At 65.7% G+C, this 23,176-nt stretch carries 18 protein-coding genes and 2 riboswitches; of the genes, 3 read left to right on the forward strand and 15 right to left on the reverse strand.

Translation table 11 applies throughout. The annotated features are described in order from the left end of the window. Position 1: 1 nt before the first annotated feature. Positions 2-1,024, reverse strand: coding sequence for a fatty acid desaturase family protein (locus OUY36_RS10475; protein ID WP_267937960.1), 1,023 nt, complete (start codon positions 1,022-1,024; stop codon positions 2-4). Between the two features lie 45 nt (positions 1,025-1,069). After that, the gene (locus tag OUY36_RS10480; protein WP_267937962.1) at positions 1,070-2,071 is read right to left on the reverse strand and encodes an ABC transporter substrate-binding protein; all 1,002 of its coding nucleotides are present in this window, start codon (positions 2,069-2,071) and stop codon (positions 1,070-1,072) included. A 48-nt stretch (positions 2,072-2,119) separates the two neighbouring features. Next, positions 2,120-2,222, reverse strand: a riboswitch (guanidine-I (ykkC/yxkD leader). Positions 2,223-2,501: 279 nt separating this feature from the next. Here OUY36_RS10480 and OUY36_RS22060 point away from each other — a divergent pair. Next, entirely contained in the window at positions 2,502-2,618 is a 117-nt protein-coding gene (locus tag OUY36_RS22060) for a hypothetical protein (protein ID WP_442807055.1), read from the forward strand. Positions 2,619-2,699: 81 nt separating this feature from the next. Further along, positions 2,700-3,977: a mechanosensitive ion channel family protein gene (locus tag OUY36_RS10485; protein ID WP_254162495.1), complete on the forward strand. Its 1,278-nt coding sequence runs from the start codon at positions 2,700-2,702 to the stop codon at positions 3,975-3,977. A gap of 31 nt (positions 3,978-4,008) precedes the next feature. Here the strand turns inward: OUY36_RS10485 and atzF are convergent, their stop codons facing one another. From atzF to OUY36_RS10525, 8 genes are all read right to left on the reverse strand, one after another. Continuing rightward, entirely contained in the window at positions 4,009-5,811 is a 1,803-nt protein-coding gene (gene atzF, locus OUY36_RS10490) for an allophanate hydrolase (RefSeq protein ID WP_267937965.1), read from the reverse strand. A 118-nt stretch (positions 5,812-5,929) separates the two neighbouring features. Beyond that, positions 5,930-9,529 (reverse strand): urea carboxylase, encoded by a 3,600-nt coding sequence (uca, locus tag OUY36_RS10495; RefSeq protein WP_267937967.1) that lies wholly within the window; start codon positions 9,527-9,529, stop codon positions 5,930-5,932. A gap of 158 nt (positions 9,530-9,687) precedes the next feature. Further along, on the reverse strand, positions 9,688-10,323 hold the full coding sequence (locus OUY36_RS10500; protein ID WP_011913149.1) for an urea amidolyase associated protein UAAP2: 636 nt from the start codon (positions 10,321-10,323) through the stop codon (positions 9,688-9,690). A gap of 13 nt (positions 10,324-10,336) precedes the next feature. Then, entirely contained in the window at positions 10,337-11,065 is a 729-nt protein-coding gene (locus OUY36_RS10505) for an urea amidolyase associated protein UAAP1 (protein ID WP_267937970.1), read from the reverse strand. Position 11,066: 1 nt separating this feature from the next. Beyond that, complete coding sequence (locus OUY36_RS10510; RefSeq protein ID WP_267937972.1) at positions 11,067-11,915, reverse strand: ABC transporter ATP-binding protein; 849 nt, start codon at positions 11,913-11,915, stop codon at positions 11,067-11,069. Next, positions 11,912-12,727: an ABC transporter permease gene (locus tag OUY36_RS10515; RefSeq protein WP_267937975.1), complete on the reverse strand. Its 816-nt coding sequence runs from the start codon at positions 12,725-12,727 to the stop codon at positions 11,912-11,914. Before OUY36_RS10515 ends, OUY36_RS10510 begins: the two co-directional genes overlap by 4 nt. A 131-nt stretch (positions 12,728-12,858) precedes the next feature. After that, positions 12,859-12,956, reverse strand: a riboswitch (guanidine-I (ykkC/yxkD leader). 192 nt (positions 12,957-13,148) lie between these two features. After that, positions 13,149-14,618 carry a methyl-accepting chemotaxis protein gene (locus tag OUY36_RS10520; protein ID WP_267937977.1) on the reverse strand — a complete coding sequence of 490 codons (1,470 nt, stop codon included), beginning with the start codon at positions 14,616-14,618 and terminating at the stop codon, positions 13,149-13,151. Positions 14,619-14,722: 104 nt separating this feature from the next. Further along, on the reverse strand, positions 14,723-15,529 hold the full coding sequence (locus OUY36_RS10525) for a TatD family hydrolase (RefSeq protein ID WP_133457100.1): 807 nt from the start codon (positions 15,527-15,529) through the stop codon (positions 14,723-14,725). A 174-nt stretch (positions 15,530-15,703) separates the two neighbouring features. Between OUY36_RS10525 and OUY36_RS10530 the strand changes: the two genes are divergently transcribed. Next, complete coding sequence (locus tag OUY36_RS10530) at positions 15,704-17,119, forward strand: transglycosylase SLT domain-containing protein (RefSeq protein WP_267937980.1); 1,416 nt, start codon at positions 15,704-15,706, stop codon at positions 17,117-17,119. Between the two features lie 6 nt (positions 17,120-17,125). Here OUY36_RS10530 and OUY36_RS10535 read toward each other — a convergent pair whose 3' ends face one another. The 5 genes from OUY36_RS10535 to OUY36_RS10555 all read right to left on the reverse strand — a co-directional run bounded on the left by OUY36_RS10535 (position 17,126) and on the right by OUY36_RS10555 (position 23,166). Then, positions 17,126-18,133, reverse strand: a complete 1,008-nt coding sequence (locus OUY36_RS10535) for a lipase secretion chaperone (protein ID WP_267937983.1) — start codon at positions 18,131-18,133, stop codon at positions 17,126-17,128. Positions 18,134-18,191: 58 nt separating this feature from the next. Continuing rightward, positions 18,192-19,127 (reverse strand): triacylglycerol lipase, encoded by a 936-nt coding sequence (locus OUY36_RS10540; RefSeq protein ID WP_267937985.1) that lies wholly within the window; start codon positions 19,125-19,127, stop codon positions 18,192-18,194. A 313-nt stretch (positions 19,128-19,440) separates the two neighbouring features. Continuing rightward, positions 19,441-19,938 carry a transcription elongation factor GreB gene (greB, locus tag OUY36_RS10545; RefSeq protein WP_267937987.1) on the reverse strand — a complete coding sequence of 166 codons (498 nt, stop codon included), beginning with the start codon at positions 19,936-19,938 and terminating at the stop codon, positions 19,441-19,443. A 40-nt stretch (positions 19,939-19,978) separates the two neighbouring features. Next, a complete protein-coding gene (locus OUY36_RS10550) occupies positions 19,979-22,480 on the reverse strand; it encodes an ABC transporter permease (protein WP_267937989.1) in 2,502 nt (833 codons plus the stop codon). Beyond that, positions 22,480-23,166: an ABC transporter ATP-binding protein gene (locus OUY36_RS10555; RefSeq protein WP_011913160.1), complete on the reverse strand. Its 687-nt coding sequence runs from the start codon at positions 23,164-23,166 to the stop codon at positions 22,480-22,482. Before OUY36_RS10555 ends, OUY36_RS10550 begins: the two co-directional genes overlap by 1 nt. Positions 23,167-23,176 lie beyond the last annotated feature (10 nt).

Here is a 23,176-nt window from a genome sequence, read left to right on the forward strand (position 1 = left end):
GTCACACCGCCGTCAGGAAGGAGACGCCCACGGCGCCATAGAAGTTGTCGGCCTTGTGCGGCCCCTCGCTGACCACCCCGTAGTCATCGTCCAGCACGCGGCGTACTCGGTAGCGGTGGAAGCTGCCGAGCAGCTTGCGCATCGGGATGACCTGGTTGTAGGTGCTGCCGTACAGCTCGGCGTGCAGCTTGGGCAGGCGATACCAGGGCGCCACCGGCTTCTCGTGGTGGGCGTTGTGGAAGGAAAAGTTGAGCAGCAGCAGGTTCAGCGCCGGCCACCGCTCGGAAACCACGTTGCTGTAGGTGTTCTGCTGCTCGTAGCTGCGGTCGCGGCGCTTGTCCTCCGGCAGCTTGCCACCGTCTTCCAGCACGGCGAAGGCCTCGTAGGTGTGCTGATAGGCATCGGCGAAACGCAGCACGCTGAGCATGATCATCCAGGCCACGGCGTAGAGCAGCACGGCCTTCAGCGAGAGCACCGCGAGCCCGGCAAAGAGCAGTGTGCGAATGGCCAGCACCGCGGCGACCTTGCCGCGCCGGGCGCGGTGCTTGTCGTTGTCGGTGATGAAGGGTAGGGCGATCACGTAGAAATGCATGATCAGTTCCACCGCCGGCACATAGGCCCATTCCAGCGCCAGCACCAGCTTCTGGAACCACAGCGGGCGTGCCTTGAGGAAGGCCTTGCTGTCGAAGGTGATCACGTCGGCGCGGTCGACGTGGTGGCGCATGTGCTTCTTGCGCAGGTCCTGGAACTCGGCGTAGCAGCTGCCGCACAGCCAGCTGCAGACATTGCCGGCCCATTCGTTGTGCTTGGGCACGCTGAAGATGGCGCCGTGGGCGAATTCGTGGATCAGGTAGGCGGCGATGATCATGCCGTGGGCCAGCAGCAGCGTGCCCAGTGCGTTCAGCCAGCCGTTACTGGCGAACAGCAGAGCCAGGCCGCCGCCGTAGGCGAGCGCGGTATAGAGGATCGCCAGCGTGTTGGGTAGGCGGCCATCGGCGTAACGGTACAGGGGTTTGGCAGTCATGGTTTTTCTCCAGCACAGGCGGGCGACGGCCCGCCCGGCGTCGGCTTACTGGGCGAGCGCTTCGGTGAACTGGGCGTCGTAGGTCTGGCTGAAGTCGGGGATGCTCGGGATCTGCCCGTTGTCCTTGAGCAGCTTGGCGATGATCGCGCCGCTGCCATGGAAGGAATGGGTGTCGTCGCCCGGGGTGAAGCTCTTGCCCATCTCCGCGAGCGGGATGTTGTAGGCGCCGGCCATCTGCTCGACGGCTTCCTCGGCGCTGACGCCGAGCACCTCGCCGATGATTTTCGCCGACTCCTCGGGGTGCGCCTGCATGTAGGCCAGGCCGTCGAGATAGCCCTGAATCATCGCCTTGATGGCGGCGGGCTTCTTGGCGATCACCGCCTCGTCGAAGACCAGCACATCGGTGATCAGCCCCGGGGCGTCTTTGGACGAATAGACCACCTTGAACTTGTCGCCGCCGCCCATGGAGAGGATCTGCGAGACGTTGGGCTCGTAGGTCACGCCGACTGGCAGGTTGCCCGAGGCCATGGCGCCGGGGATGCCTTCCGGGGTCATGTTGACGGCATCAATGTCCTTGTCGCTCATGCCGTTCTGCTGCAGCGCGTAGGCCAGGAGGAAGTCGGAGGGCGACAGCGGGTTGAAGCCGACCTTCTTGCCCTTGAAGTCAGCGACCGACTGAACCGAGGCGTCGGCGACGATGGCGTCACCGCCGTTGGAGAAGTCGATGGGCATCACCACCCGGTGCTTCAAGCCCTTGGCGACCGAGGCCACTACCTGGTCGTAGGTGAGCATGCCGCCGTCCAGCGCGCGGCTGAGCATGGCGGTGGGGATCAGTGCCGGGTCGTTGAAGAACTGCAGCTCAACGTCCAGGCCATGGGGCTTGTACAGGTCGAGCTTGTCGGCGACGTAGAAGGGGCCATAGCCGGCCCAGACCACGGTGCCGATCTTCAGCTTCTCGGCGGCCTGGCTGGCCAGCGGTGAAAACAACGTCGCGACGGCCAGGCCGGCGGCGAGGATGGTCTTGTTCAGCGAGCGCAGTGTGGACATGGCGTGATTTCCCTACACATTGGAATGACAGGCACGGGATGACATCGCGTCTCCCGGGCTTTTATCCCTCCGTGTAGTCCCGTCCTTGGGACCGGAGAACTCTCGGACCAGCGCCCACTCCCTGTGAGCCGGAACCCTAGTTCTCCTTGAAGTTGCTCCTAATTGTGCCAAGCGTCATGAGTGCCGGAGGCGACTCATCCCGTGCAAGGGTGATAGAGCAGGTTGCGTGCCAGATACCATGAAGTGGTCGCCAGGCCACGTCTGGCGCTGCTTGCCCCCGCTTTGCGCTTCCAAGCGAGGCAAGCCGCGTGCGCGAATGCAGGTCAGCGGAAAGGCTCCGCGCGCTGCAATGGTGCCGCGCAGACGAGTGGCGACGCGCAATACCTGATGGAAAATCCTGAACGATGGGGATAAGGCTCAGTCGGAACAAGTGAACCCACGCAAAAACGGGAGCACCGCAATGCTGAAATTTCTCGGAAGCACCGTCGGCATCATCTTTCTCATCGGCCTGATCGTCGTATTCGGCCTGTTCGCGCTGATCTTCTGACCACTCCTCGAGCCCTGAGCGGCCGTCCTTCGGCCGACTCGGGGTTGCGCATCCATCCAGACACCGTTCGCGCTTTCATCCATGACCGCTTTTTCGTCGCCTGCCCTTGCATTGCTGCTTGCATTGTTGGCGTTGCTGTCTCCGCCGCCGGTCAGCGCTCAGGTCGATGACGGTCTGGCTACAGTGCGCCTGGATGGGCGCGCACTCTTTCGCATCGGGGCTATCGGCGAGCTGGAGGCGCGCCAGCGGGCCCGTCTGATCGAGCGGCAGCTGCTGGCCGTGCTGGAGGTTCCCGAAGGCATTGCCAAGGCGCGCATTGCCCCTGCGGGGGAAAACGGTGAGGCGCGGCAGATAAGCGTCGCCGGCCGCACCTTGATGCAGGTGTTCGAAGACGACGCACAGGCCAACGGTCAGACGCTGGATGCCCAGGCCCGGAAGTGGGCCTCGGTGCTGGAGACCGCACTGGTACAGGCCAGTACACGTCGTACCTCGGAGCGCGCGCGCTTCGTTACCGATGTGCGCGCCAGCGTCGATACCGCCTTCGCACGGCTGGTGGAGGCGGCCGTCAGCATCGTGCCTCGGGCACTCGCTGCGCTGCTGGTCATCGGCGTATTCTGGGCCCTGGCGGCCGGCGTGCGGGGGCTGACCCGGATCATTTCCGAGCGGTTGGTGCGGGATCGTACGGTCGAGAACCTGATCAAGCAGGTCAGCTACTACACCGTCTGGTTGCTGGGCCTGATCGTCGCGGCCACCGCTTTCGGATTGGAGCCCAGCACATTGGCAACTGGCCTCGGCCTGACCAGTCTGGCGCTCGGCTTTGCGCTGAAGGACATCCTCTCAAACTTCGTCAGCGGCCTTCTGATCCTCACGCTGCGGCCGTTCAAACTTGGCGACCAGATCGTCATCGGCGATACCGAGGGCACCGTCGAACGTATCGAACTGCGTGCCACCCAGATCCGTACCTACGATGGTCGCCGCGTACTGGTACCCAATGCCGAGACCTTCACCTCGCGGGTGACCAACAACACCGCTGCTCCGGTGCGCCGGGCCAAGGTTTTGTGTCATCTGGGGTATGGGGTCGAGGTTGCGCAGGTGATGGCGCTGCTGAACGCAGCGGCCCTGGAAACCGAAGGGGTGATCGATACGCCGCCACCCCTCGTTGTGTTACTGGAACTGCGGGCTGATGGGCTGACGTTCCAGCTCAACTTCTGGTGCGACTCGAGGCGGTCCGACTTCATGCAGACTGCCTCGCGGGTGCGCATCCGCGTCATCCGTGCCCTGCGCGACGCCGGCGTGGACCTGCCGGACCCGGGCGCGAGTACCGTAAGGTTGCTGGACGAGCCGCCTGAACAGTCGTGATCACCAGAGAAGATGGCTGCGTGGCAGTGCTTCAGTTACGGCTGGCCAGCCAGGCTTTCCAGCCGCCAAAGCGCGTGATGTCTTCGGCGCCGTCGAGGCCGTAAGCGTCGCAGATAAACCCGGTTTCCCAGCGCCCATCCGCCAGCTGCACCTTGCCCAGGCCCAGCGGCGCGGGAATGCCAGTCAGGAAGGAGCCCAGCTCGCTGCTGGGGATGTCCCAGACTTCCACCGCAATCGCCGCGCCACCCTCGGTGACGCGCACCATTCCCGGGCGCAACAGCGGGCCGCCGGCCAGGGCGTAGAGCCTGTAATCCGGCGAGCTTTGAGTGGCTTCGAGCAGCCGACCGCCGCGCTGGCGCAGCTGCCAGTTCAGCGGCAGACCATCGAGGTGCGCACCGCAGACCACCACGTTCGCTCGGTCGTTGCGTGCCGGATTCCGCGGCACGGGTCCGGTGATCGCGTTGCCGCCGACCAAGGTGAGATCGGTCTGGCGTTGCAGCGCATCGGCCAGACTCAGCAGGTATTGGTCGGTGAACACGCGCCCGAACAGCGTCACGCCCCAGGGAAGTCTGTTGTGCATCACGGCGGCCGGTACGGCTACGGCGGCGTAGTCCAGCATGTTCATGAAGTTGGTGTAGTAGCCCAGGTCCGAATTGCGCTTGACCGGTTCGGCATGAAGTTCGGCGAGCGTCACCGGGCGCGGGTAGGCCGGGGTCAGTACGCAATCGACTTCAGCCATGATCCGGTCGCAGATGGCCTTGAGCTGCTGCAGGCGGTATTGCGCGCGGAACAGCCCGACCGCCGTGGTCCCCGGGGCCTTTTCCAGTACCGCCTCGATGACCGGCAGCACGGCGTCGGGCTGCTGCTCGATCAGCTCGCCGGCTACGCTGTAGCGCTCGGCCACCCAAGGACCTTCGTAGAGCAGGCGTGCAGCTTCAAGGAAGGGCGAGAAGTCGATCTCCACCGGCTCGCCGCCGATGGCTTTAAGGTGTTCGATGGTGACGGCGAACAGCGCCGGGCTCTCCGGGCAGCCGAGAAACTCCAGGTCCTTCGGCACGCCGAAGCGGAAGGCCTTCACCTGGCCGAAGGCCGAGCCGTCGTTCCACAGCGGGTTGGCGCGGCTGTACTCGTCGCGCGGATCGAGCCTGGCGGTGAGCGCCAGCAGCTGGCTGGCCTCGGCGGCGGTGGCGGTGAAGAAGGTCACGCAGTCCAGCGTACGGCAGGCCGGGACAACGCCGGCGGTGGAGATCAGCCCCTTGCTGGCTTTCAGGCCCACCAGGTTGTTCAGTGCCGCCGGCACGCGGCCGGAACCGGCGGTGTCGGTGCCCAGCGCGAAGGAACAGAGCCCCAGGGCCGCGGCCAGCGCCGAGCCGGCGCTGGAGCCGCCGGAGGGGTAGTCCGGGTGCACCGAGTTGCGGCATTCGCCGTAGGGCGAACGGGTGCCGTTGAGGCCGGTGGCGAACTGGTCGAGGTTGGTCTTGCCCAGCGGCACCGCGCCGAGGGCGATCAGCTGTTCGACGATCGTCGCGCTGGTCTCGGGCGTATAGGCAAACGCCGGGCAGGCGGCGGTGGTCGGCACGCCGGCCAGATCGATGTTGTCCTTGATGGCGAAGGGCACGCCGTAGAGCGGCAGCTCGGCGGGCGTCCTGCCGTCGAGTGCGGCCAGGTAGGGCTCGAGCTCGGCGGCGCTCAGCAGGTGGATGAAGGCGTTGAACTCGCCGTTGAGCTTCGCGGCCTTGTCACGCAGGCCGAGGATCAGCTGGCGCGGGGTGGTGGTGCCTTCGGCATAGGCGGTGCGCAGGGTGGCCAGGCGCAGGTCAAAAGTCGTGGTCATCTCATGTCCCTCGTAGGGTGGAAAACGGCGAAGCCTTTTCCACCGCGATGTTCGTTGCCGGCCCGCTGGGCCGGTTGGTGGACAGGTAAGGCGCTGTCCACCCTACAGTTGCTTGGGCTCACGCCTCCTCGATCACCACCACCCGCTGGCCGGCGCGCACCGGCGAGCCGGGCTGGGCGCGGACCTCCTTGACCACGCCGGCGACCGGCGCGGTGAGCGGGATTTCCATCTTCATGCTCTCGAGGATCACCAGCACGTCGCCGGCCTCGACCCGCGTGCCCTCGGCCACCGACACCTGCCAGAGGTTGCCGGCGATGTGGCTCTCGATGCCGTGCTGGCCGGCGCCGAGCGGCGCGTCCTCACCGAGGTCGGCGGCGACTTCCTCGCTCTCGAAGTGGGCCTGGCCCGATTCGATCCAGCGCTGGCGTTCGGCGTCGAAGGCGCCGCGCTGCTGGCGGCGGAAGGCGTCGATGCTGTCGGCCTCCTTCGCCAGGAAATCCTGGTAGTCGGACAGGCGCAGCTCGGTGTCCTCGATACGCAGCGGGTAGCGGCCCAGCGGGAAGTCGCGACGGATCTTCAGCAGTTCCTCGGCGGAGACCGGGTAGAAGCGGATCTGGTCGAAGAAGCGCAGCAGCCACGGCTGACCGCCGAACGCCTCGACCGCGCGGTAGCGGTTCCACATCTGCAGGGTGCGGCCGACGAACTGGTAACCCCCCGGGCCTTCCATGCCGTAGATGCACATGTAGGCGCCGCCGATGCCCACCGAGTTCTCCGCTGTCCAGGTGCGCGCCGGGTTGTACTTGGTGGTGACCAGGCGGTGGCGCGGGTCCAGCGGGGTGGCCACCGGCGCACCGAGGTAGACGTCGCCCAGGCCCATCACCAGGTAGCTGGCGTCGAACACGGTCTGAAACACCGCCTGCAGATTCGGCAGGTCGTTGATGCGGCGGATGAACTCCAGGTTGCTCGGGCACCAGGGCGCGTCCTTGCGCACCGTGGTCATGTACTTCTCGATGGCCAACTGGCAGGCCGGGTCGTCCCAGGACAGCGGCAGGTGGACGATGCGCGAGGGCACCTTCAGGTCCTGCGCGGCGCACACGGCATCCCACAGGCCGGCGACGATCTCCAACAGATCCTCCAGCGCCAGGGTCTCGGGCTGGTAGTGCACCTGCAGCGAGCGGATGCCGGGGGTCAGGTCGATCACCCCATCGAGCTGCTTGGCTTCCAGGGCCTGCATCAGCGCATGGCCACGAAAGCGCAGCACCAGGTCCAGCTCTGGTTGGCCTATCTCCAGGAGCAAGTGGGTGTCGCCGGAAAGTCGGGCAACCAGACGGGTGTCGGCGTCACCGATATCGAGTACCACGGGAGATTGCAGCGCGACCGGAAGCGCCGTCTCCGTGGCGGCGGTTAGGCTGGCGCGTTCGCTATTGACCGCGGAGGCCAAGGCCCGCGCGGTGGCCATATCCACCGGCACGAAGCGCACCTTGTCGCCGGCCTTGAGCTGGCCGAGCTGCCAAAGATCGGCCTCGATGATGGTCACCGGGCAGACGAAGCCACCCAGACTCGGGCCGTCCGGGCCGAGGATTACCGGCATGTCGCCGGTGAAGTCCACCGCGCCGATGGCGTAGGGGTTGTCGTGGATATTGGATGGGTGCAGGCCGGCCTCGCCGCCGCTCTCGCGCACCCACTCGGGTTTCGGGCCGATCAGGCGCACGCCGGTGCGGCTGGAGTTGAAGTGCACTTCCCAGTCGGTGGCGAAGAAGCGCGCGATGTAGCCCTCGGTGAAGTATTCCGGCGCGCCGTGCGGGCCGTAGATCACCCGCAGCTCGCGCACCGCCGGCAGGGCGCGGCACAGCTCGGCGGCGAGCCTGGCGCCGGCAGACGAGTCGCTCAGCGGCGCCAGGTGCAGCACGTCGCCGGCACGCAGCGCCCGGCCGCCGTGACCGCCGAACTGACCGAGGGTAAAGGTGCTCTTGCTGCCGAGATACTCCGGCACCTGCAGCCCGCCGCGCACACAGAGGTAGCTTCGCGCACCGGCGCCAGCGATGGTGCCGATGGTCAGGGTGCTGCCGGCCTTGACCAGAATGGCGGTGCACATCGGCTGCACGACGTCATCGAGCTTCACAGGGATCGCGGCACCGGTGACCGCCACCACCGCATCGGTGTTGAAGCGCAGGATCGGCCCGTTCATGGTGATTTCCAACCCGGCGGCGTCCTCGGGGTTGCCCAAAAGGGCGTTGCCCAGGCGCAGCGCGCGGCTGTCCATCGGGCCGGACGGCGGCACGCCCACCGCCCAGTAGCCGAGGCGGCCGGGGAAGTCCTGCACGGTGGTCTGGGTGCCGGCGCTGATCACCTCGAAGGTATCGGCCTTGTAGCTGAGGCCCTCCAGACAGCGGGTCCAGGGGTTGCCGCTGGCGAATGGGGTGAAGGCAAGAATCTGGCGCAGATAATCGCGGTTGGTTTCCACACCGTAGAGCAGGGTGTCGCCGAGGGCGGCGTCCAGCGCGACGCGGGCATCCTCGCGGCTCGGGGACCAGGTGATGACCTTGGCGATCATCGGGTCGAAGTATGGCGGGATTTCGCAGCCGGCCTCGACCCAGGTGTCGATACGCAGGGCTTTGCCGTCGGCGGCCGGGAAGGCCACGGCGGTGAGCAGACCGGGGCTCGGCTGGAAATCCCGGCCCGGGTCCTCGGCGTAGACGCGCGCCTGGATCGCGTGGCCGCTGGGCTTGAGACCCTTCACCAGCTCGACCAAAGGCGGCAGGTCGCCGGCGGCCAGCTCGATCATCCAGCGCACCAGATCGACGCCCCAGACCTGCTCGGTGACGCCGTGCTCCACCTGCAGGCGGGTGTTCACCTCGAGGAAGTAGAAGCGCTGGGCTTCGGCGTCGTAGACGAACTCGACGGTGCCGGCGCTGCGGTAACTGACCGCCTTGGCCAGGGTGATCGCCGCCTCGCACAGGGCCTCGGCCATGCCGGCCGGCAGGTTCGGCGCCGGGGTTTCCTCCAGCACCTTCTGGTTGCGCCGCTGCACCGAGCAGTCGCGCACGCCGAGGGCGATGACGTCGCCGGCGCCGTCGCCGAACACCTGCACCTCCAGGTGGCGGGCACGCTCGATGTACTTCTCGATGAACACGCCCGAATCGCTGAAGTTGTTCTGCCCCAGGCGCTTGACCGCCTCGAAGGCATCAGTGAGCTCCGCCGCCGAGCGGCACACGCGCATGCCGATACCGCCACCGCCGGCGGTGCTTTTCAGCATCACCGGGTAGCCGACCTGCTCGGCTGCGCCGAGGGCATCGGCGAGGCTGTCGAGCAGCTCGGTGCCCTCCAGCATCGGTACGCCGCGTTGTTTGGCCAGGGCGCGGGCGGTGTGCTTGAGGCCAAACACCCGCAGCTGTTCCGGCGTCGGACCGACGAAGGCGATCCCGGCGGCCTCGCAGGCTTCGGCAAACGCCGCGTTCTCGGAGAGAAAACCGTAGCCGGGGTGGATGGCTTTCGCGCCGGTTTCACGGGCGATGCGGAGAATCTTCTGCGCGTCCAGATAAGTCTGTGTGGCCGGGCCTTCGCCCAGGCTGTGGGCCTCGTCGGCCTGCTGCAGATGCAGGCTGGCGGCGTCGGCCTCGGAGTAGACGGCGACGCCGTTCACATTCAGGTTGCGCAGCGTACGCAGGATGCGGCAGGCAATGGCGCCGCGGTTGGCGATCAGCAGTTTGTCGAACATGGTCAGTAACCCTCGAAGGGCTGGCGGGCCGTCCCGCCTTTATTCATCAGTGCCACGGCCGTCCGTGGTTGGGGAGGGTTTCTTCGTTGCCGGCCGCTGGGGTCGCTGCCCGGCGCGTGCCTGCAGCAGCGGCAGCAGGTAGCGACGCAACAGCGGCATCAGTTCCACACCAGCACCTCGGCCGGCGTCGGGTTCCAGCCGTTGCAGGGGTTGTTCAGCTGCGGGCAGTTGGAGATCAGCACGATCACGTCCTGCTCGGCCTTCAGCTCCACATACTTGCCTGGCGCGGAGATGCCGTCGGCGAACGTCAGGCCGCCTTCGGGGGTCACCGGCACGTTCATGAAGAAGTTGATGTTGGCGCCAATGTCGCGCTTGGTCAGGCGACCGTCGTTGAGGCTCGCGCGCAGGAAGTTGTCACGGCAGCTGTGCATGTAGCGCTTGTCCAGCGCGTAGCGCACCACGTTGCTCTCCTGGGCGCAGGCCCCGCCGAGGGTGTCATGGCGGCCGCAGGTGTCGGCGGTGATGGTCAGAAGCGGATTGCCGAGGTTCGAATAGAGCACCGTGCCGGTGGTGAGGTAGACGCGGTTCTGCCGGCGCAGGGTGCGCTGTGGGTCGTAGCGCTCGCGCGGGTTTTTCGCGCTGAAGAACAGCGTGTCCACCGCCTGGTTGCCTTCGAGATCGAGCAGGCGCAGGGTCTGTCCGGCCTTGACTTCGAACAGGTACGGTTCGCCGGCCGGGATCACATGGCGGAAGGCGGCGGTTTCGGGGTGCAGGCTGCTTTCGGTAAGGCTCATCGCGGCCACCTCCTCAGATGTACAGGCGTTCGGTGTTGTGAAAGGCACGGCCGTTCTCCGGGCGCGAGGTGCGGCAGAGCACGCTGATGCCATCGCTCTCGACCTTGTGCCAGCTCAGCTGCACCGGTTTGGGTGCGTACAGCGGATTGGGGTCCAGCGGATGCTGCAGGGCGGTGAGGATCACCAGGGTGTCCATGGGCGCGTACAGCTCGATGTAGTCGCCCACTTTGGAATTACCGCTGTGAAAGGCGAAGGCGCCGTCGGCGGTGACGTCCACGCGACTGAACAGATTGAGCACCATGAGCAGGTCCTGCAGGTTCAGGTTCCACTTGCCCATTTCCACCAGCAGGTTGTCGGTGCCATTGCGGAAGAAGCCGTTGCGCAGTTCCTGATAGCGGCCGATGCCGTACTTCTCGGCGACTTCATCGGCGTTCAGCACGCCGCCGAAGCTGTCGTGCCAGCCGCAGGTGTCGGCCGTGATGGCGGCGAGTACGCGCCCCATGTCCGAGTACAGGCAATGCCCGGCGGTGAGCTTGGCGGTGTGCTGGCCCTTGAGGGTATCCGGCAGGTTCAGCCGCTCGCTCTTCTCCTGGGCGTTGAGCAGCATCAGGCTGACGTTGGCGCCGCCTTCGAGATCGGTCAGACGCAGCACTTGACCGCGCTTGAGGATGAAGGAGGTGTGGCCGCCGCCAGGAACGGTTTCCTCGTACAGCGTGGGGCGGATCGCGAGTGAAGCACTCATGTCAGGCTCCTTGATAGGCAGTGCGAAAAGAGTCGGCGAGGGCGGTCGGCAGGCCTGCGGACGCGCCGGGAGCATGACGGCCCTCGTGCAGCGGAATGTCGTAGGTCACCCGTGCGCCATAGGCACCCGGGGAGTGGGGGTCGATGCGCGGTTTGTCGAAGACCAGGATGCGGCTGCCGAGGGTGAAGCCTTCCGAGAGGTCATGGGTGACCATGAACACCGTCAGCCGGGTTTCCCGCCACAGCTCCAGCAGCAGCTCATGCATGTCCTTGCGAATACCGGGGTCGAGTGCGCCGAAGGGCTCGTCCAGCAAAAGTACGCGGGGCTTCATCACCAGCGCCTGGGCGATGGCAAGGCGCTGCTGCATGCCGCCGGAGAGCTGTGCCGGGTACTTGTCCAGCGCATGGCCGAGGCCGACCTTGTGCAGCATCTGCGCGGCCCGCTCACGGGCATCGCGCTTGCGGCGTCCGAGCAGACGACCCAGCAGTGGGGCGCGCGGCAGTTCCAGGCCGAGGGCGACGTTGTCCAGTACCGTCAGGTGCGGAAATACCGAGTAGCGCTGAAAAACCACGCCACGGCTGGCATCCGGTTCGTCTGCCAATGGCTGGCCATCCAGCAGGATCTCGCCACGGCTGGGCGCTTCCTGGCCGAGCAACAGCCGCAGGAAGGTGGACTTGCCACAACCGGATGCACCGACCAGGGTGCAGAACTCACCTTCGGCGATATTCAGGTTCAGGCGCTCCAGCACGACTTGATCGCCGTACTGCTGCCAGACGTTCTTCACCTGAATGAAAGAACCGGGGTTGCTGCCTGCGCGAGCCACGGGCACCTCCGCGTTGTTTTCGCTCATGCCTTGGCTCCTTCGTACCAGGGGAACAGCAGCTGGGTCAGGCGCCGCAGCAGGTAGTCCATGGCCCAGGCCAGCAGGGTGATCCAGGCGACATAAGGCAGGATGACGTCCATGGCCATGTAGCGGCGCACGAGAAAGATGCGGTAGCCCAGACCATCGGTGGAGGCGATGGCCTCGGCGGCGATGAGGAACAGCCAGGCCGAACCGAGCACCAGGCGCAAGCTGATCAGCAGGCGCGGCAGCAGCTGCGGAAGGACCAGGCGCAGGATCAGCGTCCAGGTGTTGGCGCCGAGGGTCTGTGCCTTGATCAGCAGCTCGCGGGGGATCTCGCGAGCACGCTGCTCCAGGTCGCGGGCGAGGATCGGGGTGATGCCGATGACGATCAGCATCACCTTGGACAGCTCGCCAAGCCCGAACACGATGAACAGGATCGGCAGGATCGCCAGCGGTGGCACCATCGACAGCACCGTGAGCAGCGGCGAGAGCGGCGCGCTGAACAGTGGCAGGGTGCCGGCAACGATCCCCAGGCACAGACCGGCCACTGCGGCGATGGCAAGACCGGTGCCGAGGCGCTTGAGACTCGAGGCGGTGTCCTGCCAGAACAGGTAGTCGCCCGAGCGCTTGTCCGGGGTGAAGGCGAGGCGTTCGACAGCCGCGCTCATCTGGCCGAAGCTGGGCAGCAGCTTGTCGTTGGGATTGATCTCCAGGCGCTGGGTAGAACTGGTCAGGTACAGCGCCAGCAACAGGGCGAAGGGCAGTATGGCCAGAGCAAGCCAGCCGCTGCGGCTCGGCGTTCGATTGATCAGGCGCATGGGCAGGTGCCCCACTGCGAGGCGGCCGCGGGGGCGGGTAGAGCGGCGAGTGGCAGAGCCGATACGAGCGGGCACATGGCAAACCCTCCAGTGTTTGGGGATGGCGCAGGAGCTGCGTGCGGATCACGCTGTTCTCCCGGGCTTTTATCCCGCCGTGTAACCTCACTGGAGGTCGCCAACTCTCGGACCAGCCACTCGCGAGCGAGTCGGAACCCTAGTCGGCTATTTCGAATTGTCGCAGCAGCTTCGCCTGCATGATCGACAAAGCAAGAGCGGTGCCAAGGCGCGATGGACAGGCGTCAGCGGCTTTTGCGCTGAACCAAGGCTGGCGAGGCGCCCCTTCATGGGGCATGAGACGGGGTGCTGCCTGTTTTTCGGGCAGGCCGCGCCGCGTTGTGGTGCGCGCGGCGCGGGGCGTACCTCAGAGCCTGAGCTGGCCGATAGCGCGACTGAGGTCGGTGGAGAGCGCGGCGAGTTCGGCGCTGGTGCTGGCGGAGCTGACGGTCTGCTCCACGGTGCGCTCGGTGACGTCGCGAATGCCGGTAACCGAGCGGTTGAGCTCCTCGGCGACCTGGCTCTGCTGCTCGGCGGCCACGGCGATCTGCGTGTTGCTTTCGCGCATCTGCGCCACGGCTTCGGCGATGGCTTCCAGGGCCTGGGCGGCCTCGTGGGCCTCGCGCACGCAATCGTCGGCCTTGAGCGAGCTCTCCTGCATGAATTCCACGGCATCGCGGGTCATCGATTGCAGTCCGGTGATCATCTGGGTGATCTCGTCGGTGGAGTCCTGCACGCGTTTGGCCAGGTTGCGTACCTCGTCGGCCACCACCGCGAAACCGCGACCCTGCTCCCCGGCGCGGGCGGCTTCGATCGCCGCGTTGAGCGCCAGCAGGTTGGTCTGCTCGGCGATGCTGTGAATCACGCTGACCACACCGTTGATCTTCTGGCTGTCGGCGGCGAGCTGCTCGATCATCTCACCGGTCTGCTGTACGCCCTGGGACAGGCTGGAAATGGACTTCTCCACTCGGCCGACCACCCGATGGCCGTCGCCGGCGAGACGATCGGCATTCTGCGACTGATCACGGGTTTCGCGGGCATGTTCGGCAATCTGATGCACCGTGGCGCTCATTTCGTTGATCGCGGTGGCGGCCTGATCGGTCTCGCCCTGCTGGCCGCGCATGCCGTTGTGCACGTCATTCATGCTCAGTGCAAGGCGGCTGGCGCCCTCGTCGAGACGCGCGGCGGCCTGGGCAACCGTGCTGACGACGCGCTGATAGCCGCCCTGCATCGCATTGAAGGCGCCGGCCATCTGACCGACTTCGTCACGGCTGTCCAGCGGCACGCGGGCCTGTAGGTCGCCGCTGCGCTCGACGTGCAGCATGACGTCCTTGAGCGTGTTGAGGTGGCTGAGCAGGAAACGGATCAGCATCTGCGAGGCGGCGAGCAGACCGAGCATCAGCACGGCGACGGCGGCGGCATAACTGAAGAAATGCTGCCCCAGTATCTGGATCACGCTGGGCGTGCGTGCCATTACCGCGAGCTTCCGGCCATCGGGGCGGGTGAGCATTTCCGCACCGATCAGCGGGTTGGAGGCGAACAAGCGATCATGGGGCAGCGCCGTCCAGCCAGAATCGGCCAGCGGCTGACGATCGACCATGGCACGTTGCCCGGCGGGATACACAGTCAGGTCCGCCGCCTGCGGCAAGGTCGCGCCATCAGGCCAGGTGGCCAGCAGGGCAGCACGCGCCTGAGCGGCACTACGGGCGTCGGCGCTGCGAGCGCTTTGCTCCAGCTGCACGGCATAAAGCACCAGCAACAAGGCGATAACGAAAGTCACCATGTTGAGCGCCCAGAACTTGTACTTGAGCGACAGATCGCGAATCCAAACGGCCATGGCTGCTCTTCTTCTATTGAGGGTTGCCGGAGCGCATTAGCGCTTTCGGCGCGACGGAATAATTAACGGCTGGCCGGCGCAGAGCTTGAGTGGATTTTTGTGAATCAATCGAGGTCAGGCAGGCCGAAGAATCGGCGCGCTGTTTGTGTGGTTTGATCTGCCAACTGGGCTTCGCTTTCACCACGATGCAAGGCCACCTCACGCAGCACTACTGGCAGGTAGGCCGGCTCGTTATGCCCGCTTTTCGGCTTCGGTCGCAGGGTGCGTGGCAGCAGGTATGGCGCGTCGCTTTCGAGCATCAGGCGGCCCGCAGGGATGTCCTTGACCAATGGATGCAGATGGGTACCGCGGCGTTCGTCGCATATCCAGCCGGTGATGCCGATATGCAGATCGAGGTCGAGATAGGCATACAGCGCGCGCTTCTCGCCGGTGAAGCAATGTACGACCGCCGCACTGAGTCGATCGCGGAACGGTTTCAGGATCGCCACCAGGCGTTCGCTGGCGTCCCGTTCGTGGAGAAACACCGGCATTGCGCTCTCTGCCGCCAGCTGCAGCTGCTCCTCCAGGGCGCGTTCCTGCTGTGGTCGGGGCGAGAAGTCGCGGTTGAAGTCCAGCCCACACTCGCCGACGGCACGCACCTCGGGTTCGGCCAGCAGGGCGCGCAATTGGCTGGCGCTGTCGACGCTCCACTGGCTGGCGTCATGCGGGTGCACGCCGGCGGTGCTGAACAGGTGCCGGCGGGATTCGTCGAGTTCACGGCACAAGGCCAGGGCGGCTTCGCTTTCCGCGAGGCTGGTGCCAGTGAGCACCATCTGCGTCACGCCTGCCGCTCTGGCGCGTTCCACCACCGCGGATGGGGCGGAGGCGAAAGAGCGGTGTGTCAGATTGACACCGATATCGACAAGCTGCATGAGAACCTCTACGTACTAAAAAATTAAATAAATCAATAAGATAGAGAATACATCTAAACCACTTTTTTAGGCGAAACTGGCGCAATGGCTCGCGCTGTGCGAATCTTTGCCACCTTTTTGCGGGCAGGGAGTACCGCAACAGCGTCCTTCGTGTCCCAAACCGGTGCATCTTCGATGTCACGATTGCTGCCACTTCTGCTCTGCCTGTTGCTGAGTTCGCTGCCGCTCACGGCAAGCGCCCGCGTGGCCGGACCGGAGGCCTGGCAGTCGAGCGACAAGGTACGTGATCTGGCCGAAATTCGCCGCAGCGGTGTGTTACGCGTGCTGGTGAACCAGAGCCGCAACAGCTCCGGTGAGGTCAAGGGCGAAGCGATCGGCGTGGAATATGCCCGCTTGCGTGCCTTCGAGCAGTATCTGAACCGCAACGCCGCGCCCGGGCGGGCCATTACCCTCAAGATCGTTCCCAAGGCCAAGGACCAGCTGCTCGGCGCGCTGCAGCGCGGCGAAGGGGATCTGGTGGCGCCCGGGGAACTACTGCCGCTGGCCGGCATGAAGGGCATCAGTCGCAGCCGGCCGGTGGTCCGCGATGTGGCGCTGGTAGTGGTCGGACGTCAGGGCGGGCCGCGCTACCAGCGCCTCGAGCAGCTCTCCGGTCGCAGCCTGGCGCTTTCCCCAGGCAGTGCGGCCGGGCCGGCGTTGGCGCGGCTGAACAAGCAGCTGATGGAGCGCAAGCTGGCGCCCATCGTCGCCGAGTGGGTCGACCCGACCCTGGCGGTGGAGGATGTGCTGGAGATGGTGCATGCCGGCGTCTATCCGGCCACGGTCGTCGAACAGACCATCGCGCAACGCTGGGCCAAGGTGATGCCGAAGCTGCGCATCGAGCAGCACCTGAGCCTCGGCGAGAAGACCAGCATGCACTGGTTCGTGCGCAAGGACGCCAGCATGCTGCGCGCCAGTGCCGATCGGTTTCTGAAGGACTATGACCTTCCCGACAATCAGGATGCCGCCTTCGAGCGCGTCTATCGGCGGCTGTACAAGGTGCAATACCCACTGGATCGAGTCGGCCGTCAGCGTCTGGAAAAGGTCCGGCCGACGCTGCAGCGCTACGCCGAGCAGATCGAGCTGGACTGGCTGAACCTTGCAGCGCTGGCGTTCAAGGAGTCCACGCTAAATCCGACTGCGAAGGGCGCCGGCGGCGCGACAGGGCTGATGCAGGTCACGCCGGCGACCGCCCGGGCGATGGGCGTGAGCAACATCCAGCAGCTGGATAACAACGTGCAGGCCAGCGCCAGGTACCTGGCCAATATCCGCCGCAACTACTTCGCCAGCCCTCGCTTGAACGAGCGCGAGCGCATGGCGTTCATCCTTGCGGCCTACAACCTCGGGCCGCAGCGGGTGCAGAGCATGCGCGCCGAAGCCAGGCGGCGCGGTCTGAATCCGGACCAGTGGTTCTTCCAGGTCGAGCGCATCGCCATGGAAACGGTCGGCATGGGCGTGGTGGCCTACGTCAACAGCGTCAACAAGTACTACCTGGCCTACCAGCGCGAACGCTATCTGCTGGAGGCGGACCGCAAGACCGCCGCCAACTGATCTCGCTCAGCGAGTCTGATTCTGCTGCAGAGCAGCGAGCAGCCGCAGACGCTCGCTGTCGTTGAAACGCTGTGCTTCCAGTCGCTCGACGGCGGCACGGCGTTCGACCTTATCCAGCCCGCGGACGGCTTCGATACGGGCGAGTTCCTGCTGATAGCTGGCGACGCGTTGCTGCCATTGCTGTCGTTGCCGGTCCAGCGCTTCCAGCCGATCCGCCGCGGCGCTGCCGACCAGTTGCTGGCGCAGCTGATGCAGCTGCTGCGGGCCTGCCCCGCTCGCCAGCAGAGCTTTGGTCTGCTCACGCAGCTCGGTCTGTAACTGAGGGATCAGCAGGTCATGCAATTCAGCGGGCAGCCCAGCACGCAGCTGATCGATGGCACGGCCCTTGGCATCGCTGTCCAGCGCTGGATCGAAGCGGATGGCCAGCCGCTCCAGACTGAACCGGTCATAGGCTTCCTCCAGGCCGAAGAACGCCTGGTGAACCGTCGGATCGAGCACGCGCGCGCGTAGTGCCCGTACCGCGCTCAATCGCTCCCGCATCGCAGCGAGATCCGCTATTCGGGGATTATCGACTTCAAAATCAAGGAGTTGGCGCTTGTAGTTGAGGTACTGGTTGAGCGTGGAGAGCGCTTGCGCCTTTGCGGGCTCCGACAGTTGCGTGGTGATTTGGCGACGCAGGCGCTCAATGCTCTGCTTCAGCGGCTCCTCGCCGATGGCGCTGAGAAAGTAGTCGAACAGCTGGCGAAGCTCGCGGTTGATGATCAGGTTGCCGGCAGTGTCCAGTTGGAACTGGCCGTCGACCTGGGTGCCCTTGAACGAGTCGGGCAGCTTCGCCATGGCCTGTGGCGCCGTGCCGGTCGCTGCGCGCTGGGTAGCGCGTGGGGGAGCCTGGATGGCTGCAGGGGAAGATGCGGGCGCTTCGCTCATCGGCGCCTCTGTGGATGCGGGTCGGGTGAGGAAGATACCCAGACCCAGCGCGATGGCCAGCGGCAACAGAAGGATGGTTCTGGTCATGGAGTTGCCTTGCAATGGCGGCCGGGATCGGTGATCCCGGCCTGGTTCATGAGACGGTTCAAAGACCCGCGTTCTTCAATCGGTTGGCGTGCTGGCGGTAGACGCTGACCGGATCGGTCTCGAACAGGCTGGTCAGCCCCATGAACTGGTTGACCTCGTCCAGATGGTTCATGCGGTAGTTGTCGCGGATCACCATCCCCAGGTGCGAACTGCAGCGCCCCACCAGCCCGTCGTTAGGACCGCTGAAGGCCAGCGAGCCAGCGCCCATCATGGCGTCGCTCACGTCCAGTGGATTGGTCAGCGGACTGGTGCCGCTCCAGGAGTAGTAGCGCACGCCGTTGACCTTGTAGGCGCCTTCGCCGCACGCGGTGGTCGGTATGCCTTGAGGGAACTTGGCATTGAAGCGGGCCGCTCCCTCGCTGTTGAGGGATTCCAGCGAGCCCAGGGAATTCTGCGGAGCGCTGCTGGAACTGCCGGAAACGAAGTTGATGAACGCGCCCATGGCGTTCACCAGCCCGGCGATCACCGCTTCGCCGGCCGAACCTTCCGGAACCTTGCGGATCAGGTCGGCGACGTCCGAGCCCTTGTGAGGCGCGCCGACGCTGGTGACCGAGGCGATCAGGTCGGGTCGCACGCCAGCCACGTAACGCACGGTCGGCCCACCGTGGCTGTGGCCGATCAGGTTGACCTTCGGCTTGCCGCTGATAGCGACGATTTCCTCGACCTGGGCCAGCAGTTCCTCGCCACGCAGTTCCGATGTGTTGAGCTGGCTGACTTCGGTGACGTAGACCTGCGCGCCGTCTCGGCGCAGCGCACTGGGGATGCCATACCAATAGTCGATGCCCAATAGGCTATCGAAGCCAAGCATGCCGTGGGTGAGCACGATTGGGTACTTCGTGGCGGTATAGCCGCTGCCGGTGGCAGCGAATGCCTGACCGGAAAGCGCCAGGGCGCTTCCGAGACAGAGGGCGAGCAAGGTTTTGTTCTTGTTCATGGACGCACTCTTCGATTGTGAATCGGGCTTTCGGGGCAGTCCCTTGCCGTTCACCGCGCGTGGCGCGTACTGCGCCCTTGCCAGCGCAGCATTCGTGCCAGAGCCGACCCACTCGGCAGCGTCCGCTCTAACTGGCGGATCGCAGCGATGCGGCTAGCATTGCGCTATCAGGCGGGTTGGGCGTGCCTGTTACGAAGCGAAACGCCAGAGTGGGTGATTAGGTGATGATCTGGCTTTTTCGCAGAACATGAGCGTTTAAAGCCTGCATGATCGACGATTATCGTGACTAAATATTCTGTATCTGACTGTCTGGTCATGGGTAGTCGATGGCGACCACGTACCAGAATTTCGTCCCCGTTGGCGTCTGTACTTGCACCTCGGCGTCCAGCGCCTTGCCAACCAGCGCACGAGCCAGCGGCGAATCGATGCTGATCATGCCCTGGCGCAGGTCCAGTTCATCGGGACCGACGATGCGGTAGCGCGCCTGCTCACCGTCTTCATCCTCGAGCGTCACCCAGGCCCCGAAGTACACCTTGTTGGGGTCGCCGGGTCGTTCGCTGACGACTTTCAGCTTTTCCAGACGCTTGGTTAGAAAGCGAACACGGCTGTCGATCTCGCGCAGCATTTTCTTGCCGTAGGTGTACTCGGCGTTCTCCGAACGGTCGCCCTGGGCGGCGGCTTCGCTGACCGACTGGGTAACCTGTGGTCGCCTGACATGCCACAGTTCGTGCAATTCGGCGCGCAGCCGGGCCTCGCCTTCTGGTGTGATCAGCGGCGTGCCGGCCGGGCGGGGTGGGCGATAACGGCTCATTGAATTCCGACCTCGCTGCAAAAGCGCCGATTGTAGCGCTTCAGTTCTCGCGCAGTACGCTCAGCGGGCTCGCGTTGAGGGCGCGACGCGTGCCGATCAGCCCGGCGCTGCCGACCAGCAGCGCGCCGATCAGCGGCATTAACAACAGCCATGGATGCGGCTGCCAGCGCAGGTCGAACGCATAGTGATAGAGCAGGGCGCTCACCAGTTCGCAGCCAAGCGCGGCGAGCAGGCCGCTGGCAGTGCCGAGCAATCCGAACTCGGCCCGGCGCGCCCTCAGCAGCAGACGCCGTTCGGCCCCTAGCGCGCGCAGTAGCGCACCCTGGCGGATGCGTTCGTCCAGTGTCGCTTGCAGACCGGCGAAGAGCACGGCCAGCCCCGCCGCCAGCACGAACAGCAGTACGTACTCCACCGCCAGCGAGACCTGCGCGAGGATGCTGCGCAGCTGGGCCAGCAGCGCCTCCACCTGGAGCAGGGTCACCGCCGGGAAAGCCCGCGCCAGCTCCACCAGTTCGCGCTCGTTGCCTGGTGGCAGGTGGAAGCTGGTCATGTAGGTGGCCGGCATGCCCTGCAGGGTGTCGGGCTCGAAGATCATGTAGAAGTTGGGCTGGAAGCTGTCCCAGTTGACCTCGCGCAGGCTGGTGACGCGAGCGTCACGCGTCAGCCCGCCTATGGTGAAGCTCAGCTGGTCGCCCAGCTTCAGCTGCAGGCTTTCGGCCAGTTCGGCCTCGACGGACACGCCTGGCAGCTCCGCCTCGGCCCGCTCATGCCACCACTGGCCAGCCACCAGATGATTGTCCTTGGGCAGGTCGGCCGACCAGGTCAGGCTGAGATCGCGACGAATCGCCCGTTCGCCCTGGGACTCCTTGCTGACCAGCTGGCGGACCGGCTCGCCATTGATCGCCACGAGTCGGCCCGGCACCACCGGATACAGTGGCGCGGCATGGCTGGAGAGTGCGTCGATTCGCTCGGCGAAGGCATCCTTTTCTGCAGGCAACACGTTGAGTACGAAATGGTTGGGTGCGTCGTCCGGCAACTGGTCCTGCCAGGTGTCGAGCAGCTCGCCGCGCAACAGGGCGATCAGTGCCATGGCCAACAGGATCAGGCCGAAGGCAAGCGCCTGTCCCGCCGCTGCAAGCGGATGCCGCAGCAGCTGACCCAGACCCAGCCGCCAGCTCAGCGAAGCGCCGGCAAGCAGGCGACGCATACCCTTCAGGCCGAGCAGCAACAGGCCTCCCAGCACCAGCGTGGCAAGCAGGCCGCCGCCCAGCAGAGCCAGGGTGATCTTCAGGTCCAGGCTCAGCCGCCACATGATCAGGCCGAGGGCCAGGATCGCCGTGCCGTACACCAGCCAGGCGCTGGGTGGCACCGGTAGCAGGTCGCGGCGCAGTACCCGCAATGGTGGTACGCGACCCAGTCCTGCCAATGGCGGAAGGGCAAAGCCCGCCAGCGCCACCAGACCCGTGGCCACACCGGCTGCAGCGGGCCAGATGCCGCCGGGGGGAATCTCCTGCGCCAGCAGATCTCGCAGGAGGTAGAACAGCCCGTGCTGTGCGGTCCAGCCGAGCAGGGCGCCGACGACGCTGGCCAGCAGACCGAGCATGCCCAGTTGCAAGGTATAGAGCAGCAGCGCGTCATGGCGGGAGAGGCCCAGGCAGCGGAGCAGCGCACTGGCATCGAAGCGGCGGGTGGCGAAGCGGGCAGCCGACAGCGCGACGGCAACGCCCGCCAACAGAATCGCAGCCAGGCTCGCAAGGTTCAGATAGCGTTCCGCACGGCCCAGTGCGCCCCCTATCTGCCGGTTGCTGTCGCCGGCGGTTTCGATGCGTTGATGGGCTTGCAGACCGGGCTGCAGTGCCTGCTGGTAAGCCGCCAGTGCGGCGCTTTCGCCGCGCCAGAGCTCCCGGTAGCGCACTCGGCTGCCAGGCTGGACGACACCGGTCGCGGCAAGATCGTCCAGGTGCATCAGCACGCGTGGCGTCAGGCTGTAGAAATCACCGACCCGATCGGGCTCGTAGGTCAACACGCGGGTCAGGCGCAGCAGCTTGTTGCCGACTTCGATGTCGTCACCGATTGCCAGATCCAGGGCGGCGAACAGTCTGGCCTCGGCCCAGGCTTCACCCGGGGCCGGACCGGCGCCGGCTTCTTCGGCGCCGTAGGGCTGCGCCGCACTGCGCAAGGCGCCGCGCAGGGGATAGCTGCTGCTGGCCGCTTTGACACTGGCGAGCTGCAAGTCCTGGTCGGTGGCGATGACGCTGGAGAATTCGACCACCTGGGCATGTTCCAGCCCCTGTGCCTTGCCGGCGTCGATCTGTTGCGCCGAGGCAGGTGCGCTGCCGCCCAGCACCAGGTCGGCGCCAAGGAACTCGCTGGCCCGCAGCAGCATGGCGTCGTTCAGGCGTGCGCCGAAATAGCCGATGGCGGTACTGGCGGCGACGGCGATCAACAGGGCGAAAAACAGCACGCGCAACTCGCCGGCGCGAGCGTCGCGCAGCAACTGCCGGTAAGCCAGAGCGAACAGGCGCGCCTTGGGTAGGCCCATCATTCGCTCGTCTCGCTGGCGATCTGGCGCCCGCCCTCGAGGCGAAGCACGCGATGGCAGCGCCTGGCCAGGCGCTCGTCGTGGGTGACCAGCACCAAGGTCGTGCCGCGTTCGCGGTTAAGCTCGAACAACAGTTCGGTGATATGCGCGCCAGTATGGGTGTCGAGGTTGCCGGTGGGTTCGTCGGCAAACAGCACCTCGGGCTCGGCGGCGAAGGCGCGGGCCAGTGCGACGCGTTGCTGCTCGCCACCGGATAGCTGGCGGGGATAATGCTGCAGGCGCTCGCCCAGGCCGACGCGAGAGAGCAGCTCGGTGGCGCGCTCGCGAGCGTCGCGGCGCCCGTCCAGCTCCAGCGGCAGCATCACGTTCTCCAGGGCGTTGAGGCTGTCGAGCAGCTGGAACGATTGAAAGACGAAACCGACGTGTTCGGCACGCACCCGCGCCCGCTGGTCTTCGTCGAGCGCCGCCAGCGCATGGCCGGCCAGATGAACTTCGCCCGAACTCGGCAGATCGAGCCCGGCCAGCAGGCCGAGCAGTGTCGACTTGCCCGACCCTGAGGTGCCGACGATGGCCAGGCTGTCGCCCTTGGCCAGCTGCAATGAGAGGTCGGCCAGGATGCTCAGCTCGCCTTCCGCGCTGGGTACCACTTTGTTAAGGTTCCGGGCGTCGAGAATGTTGCCGCTCATGAGGGAATCC

The sequence above is a fragment of the Stutzerimonas sp. R40042 genome (assembly GCF_026642215.1).
GTDB classification, from domain to species: domain Bacteria; phylum Pseudomonadota; class Gammaproteobacteria; order Pseudomonadales; family Pseudomonadaceae; genus Stutzerimonas; species Stutzerimonas frequens.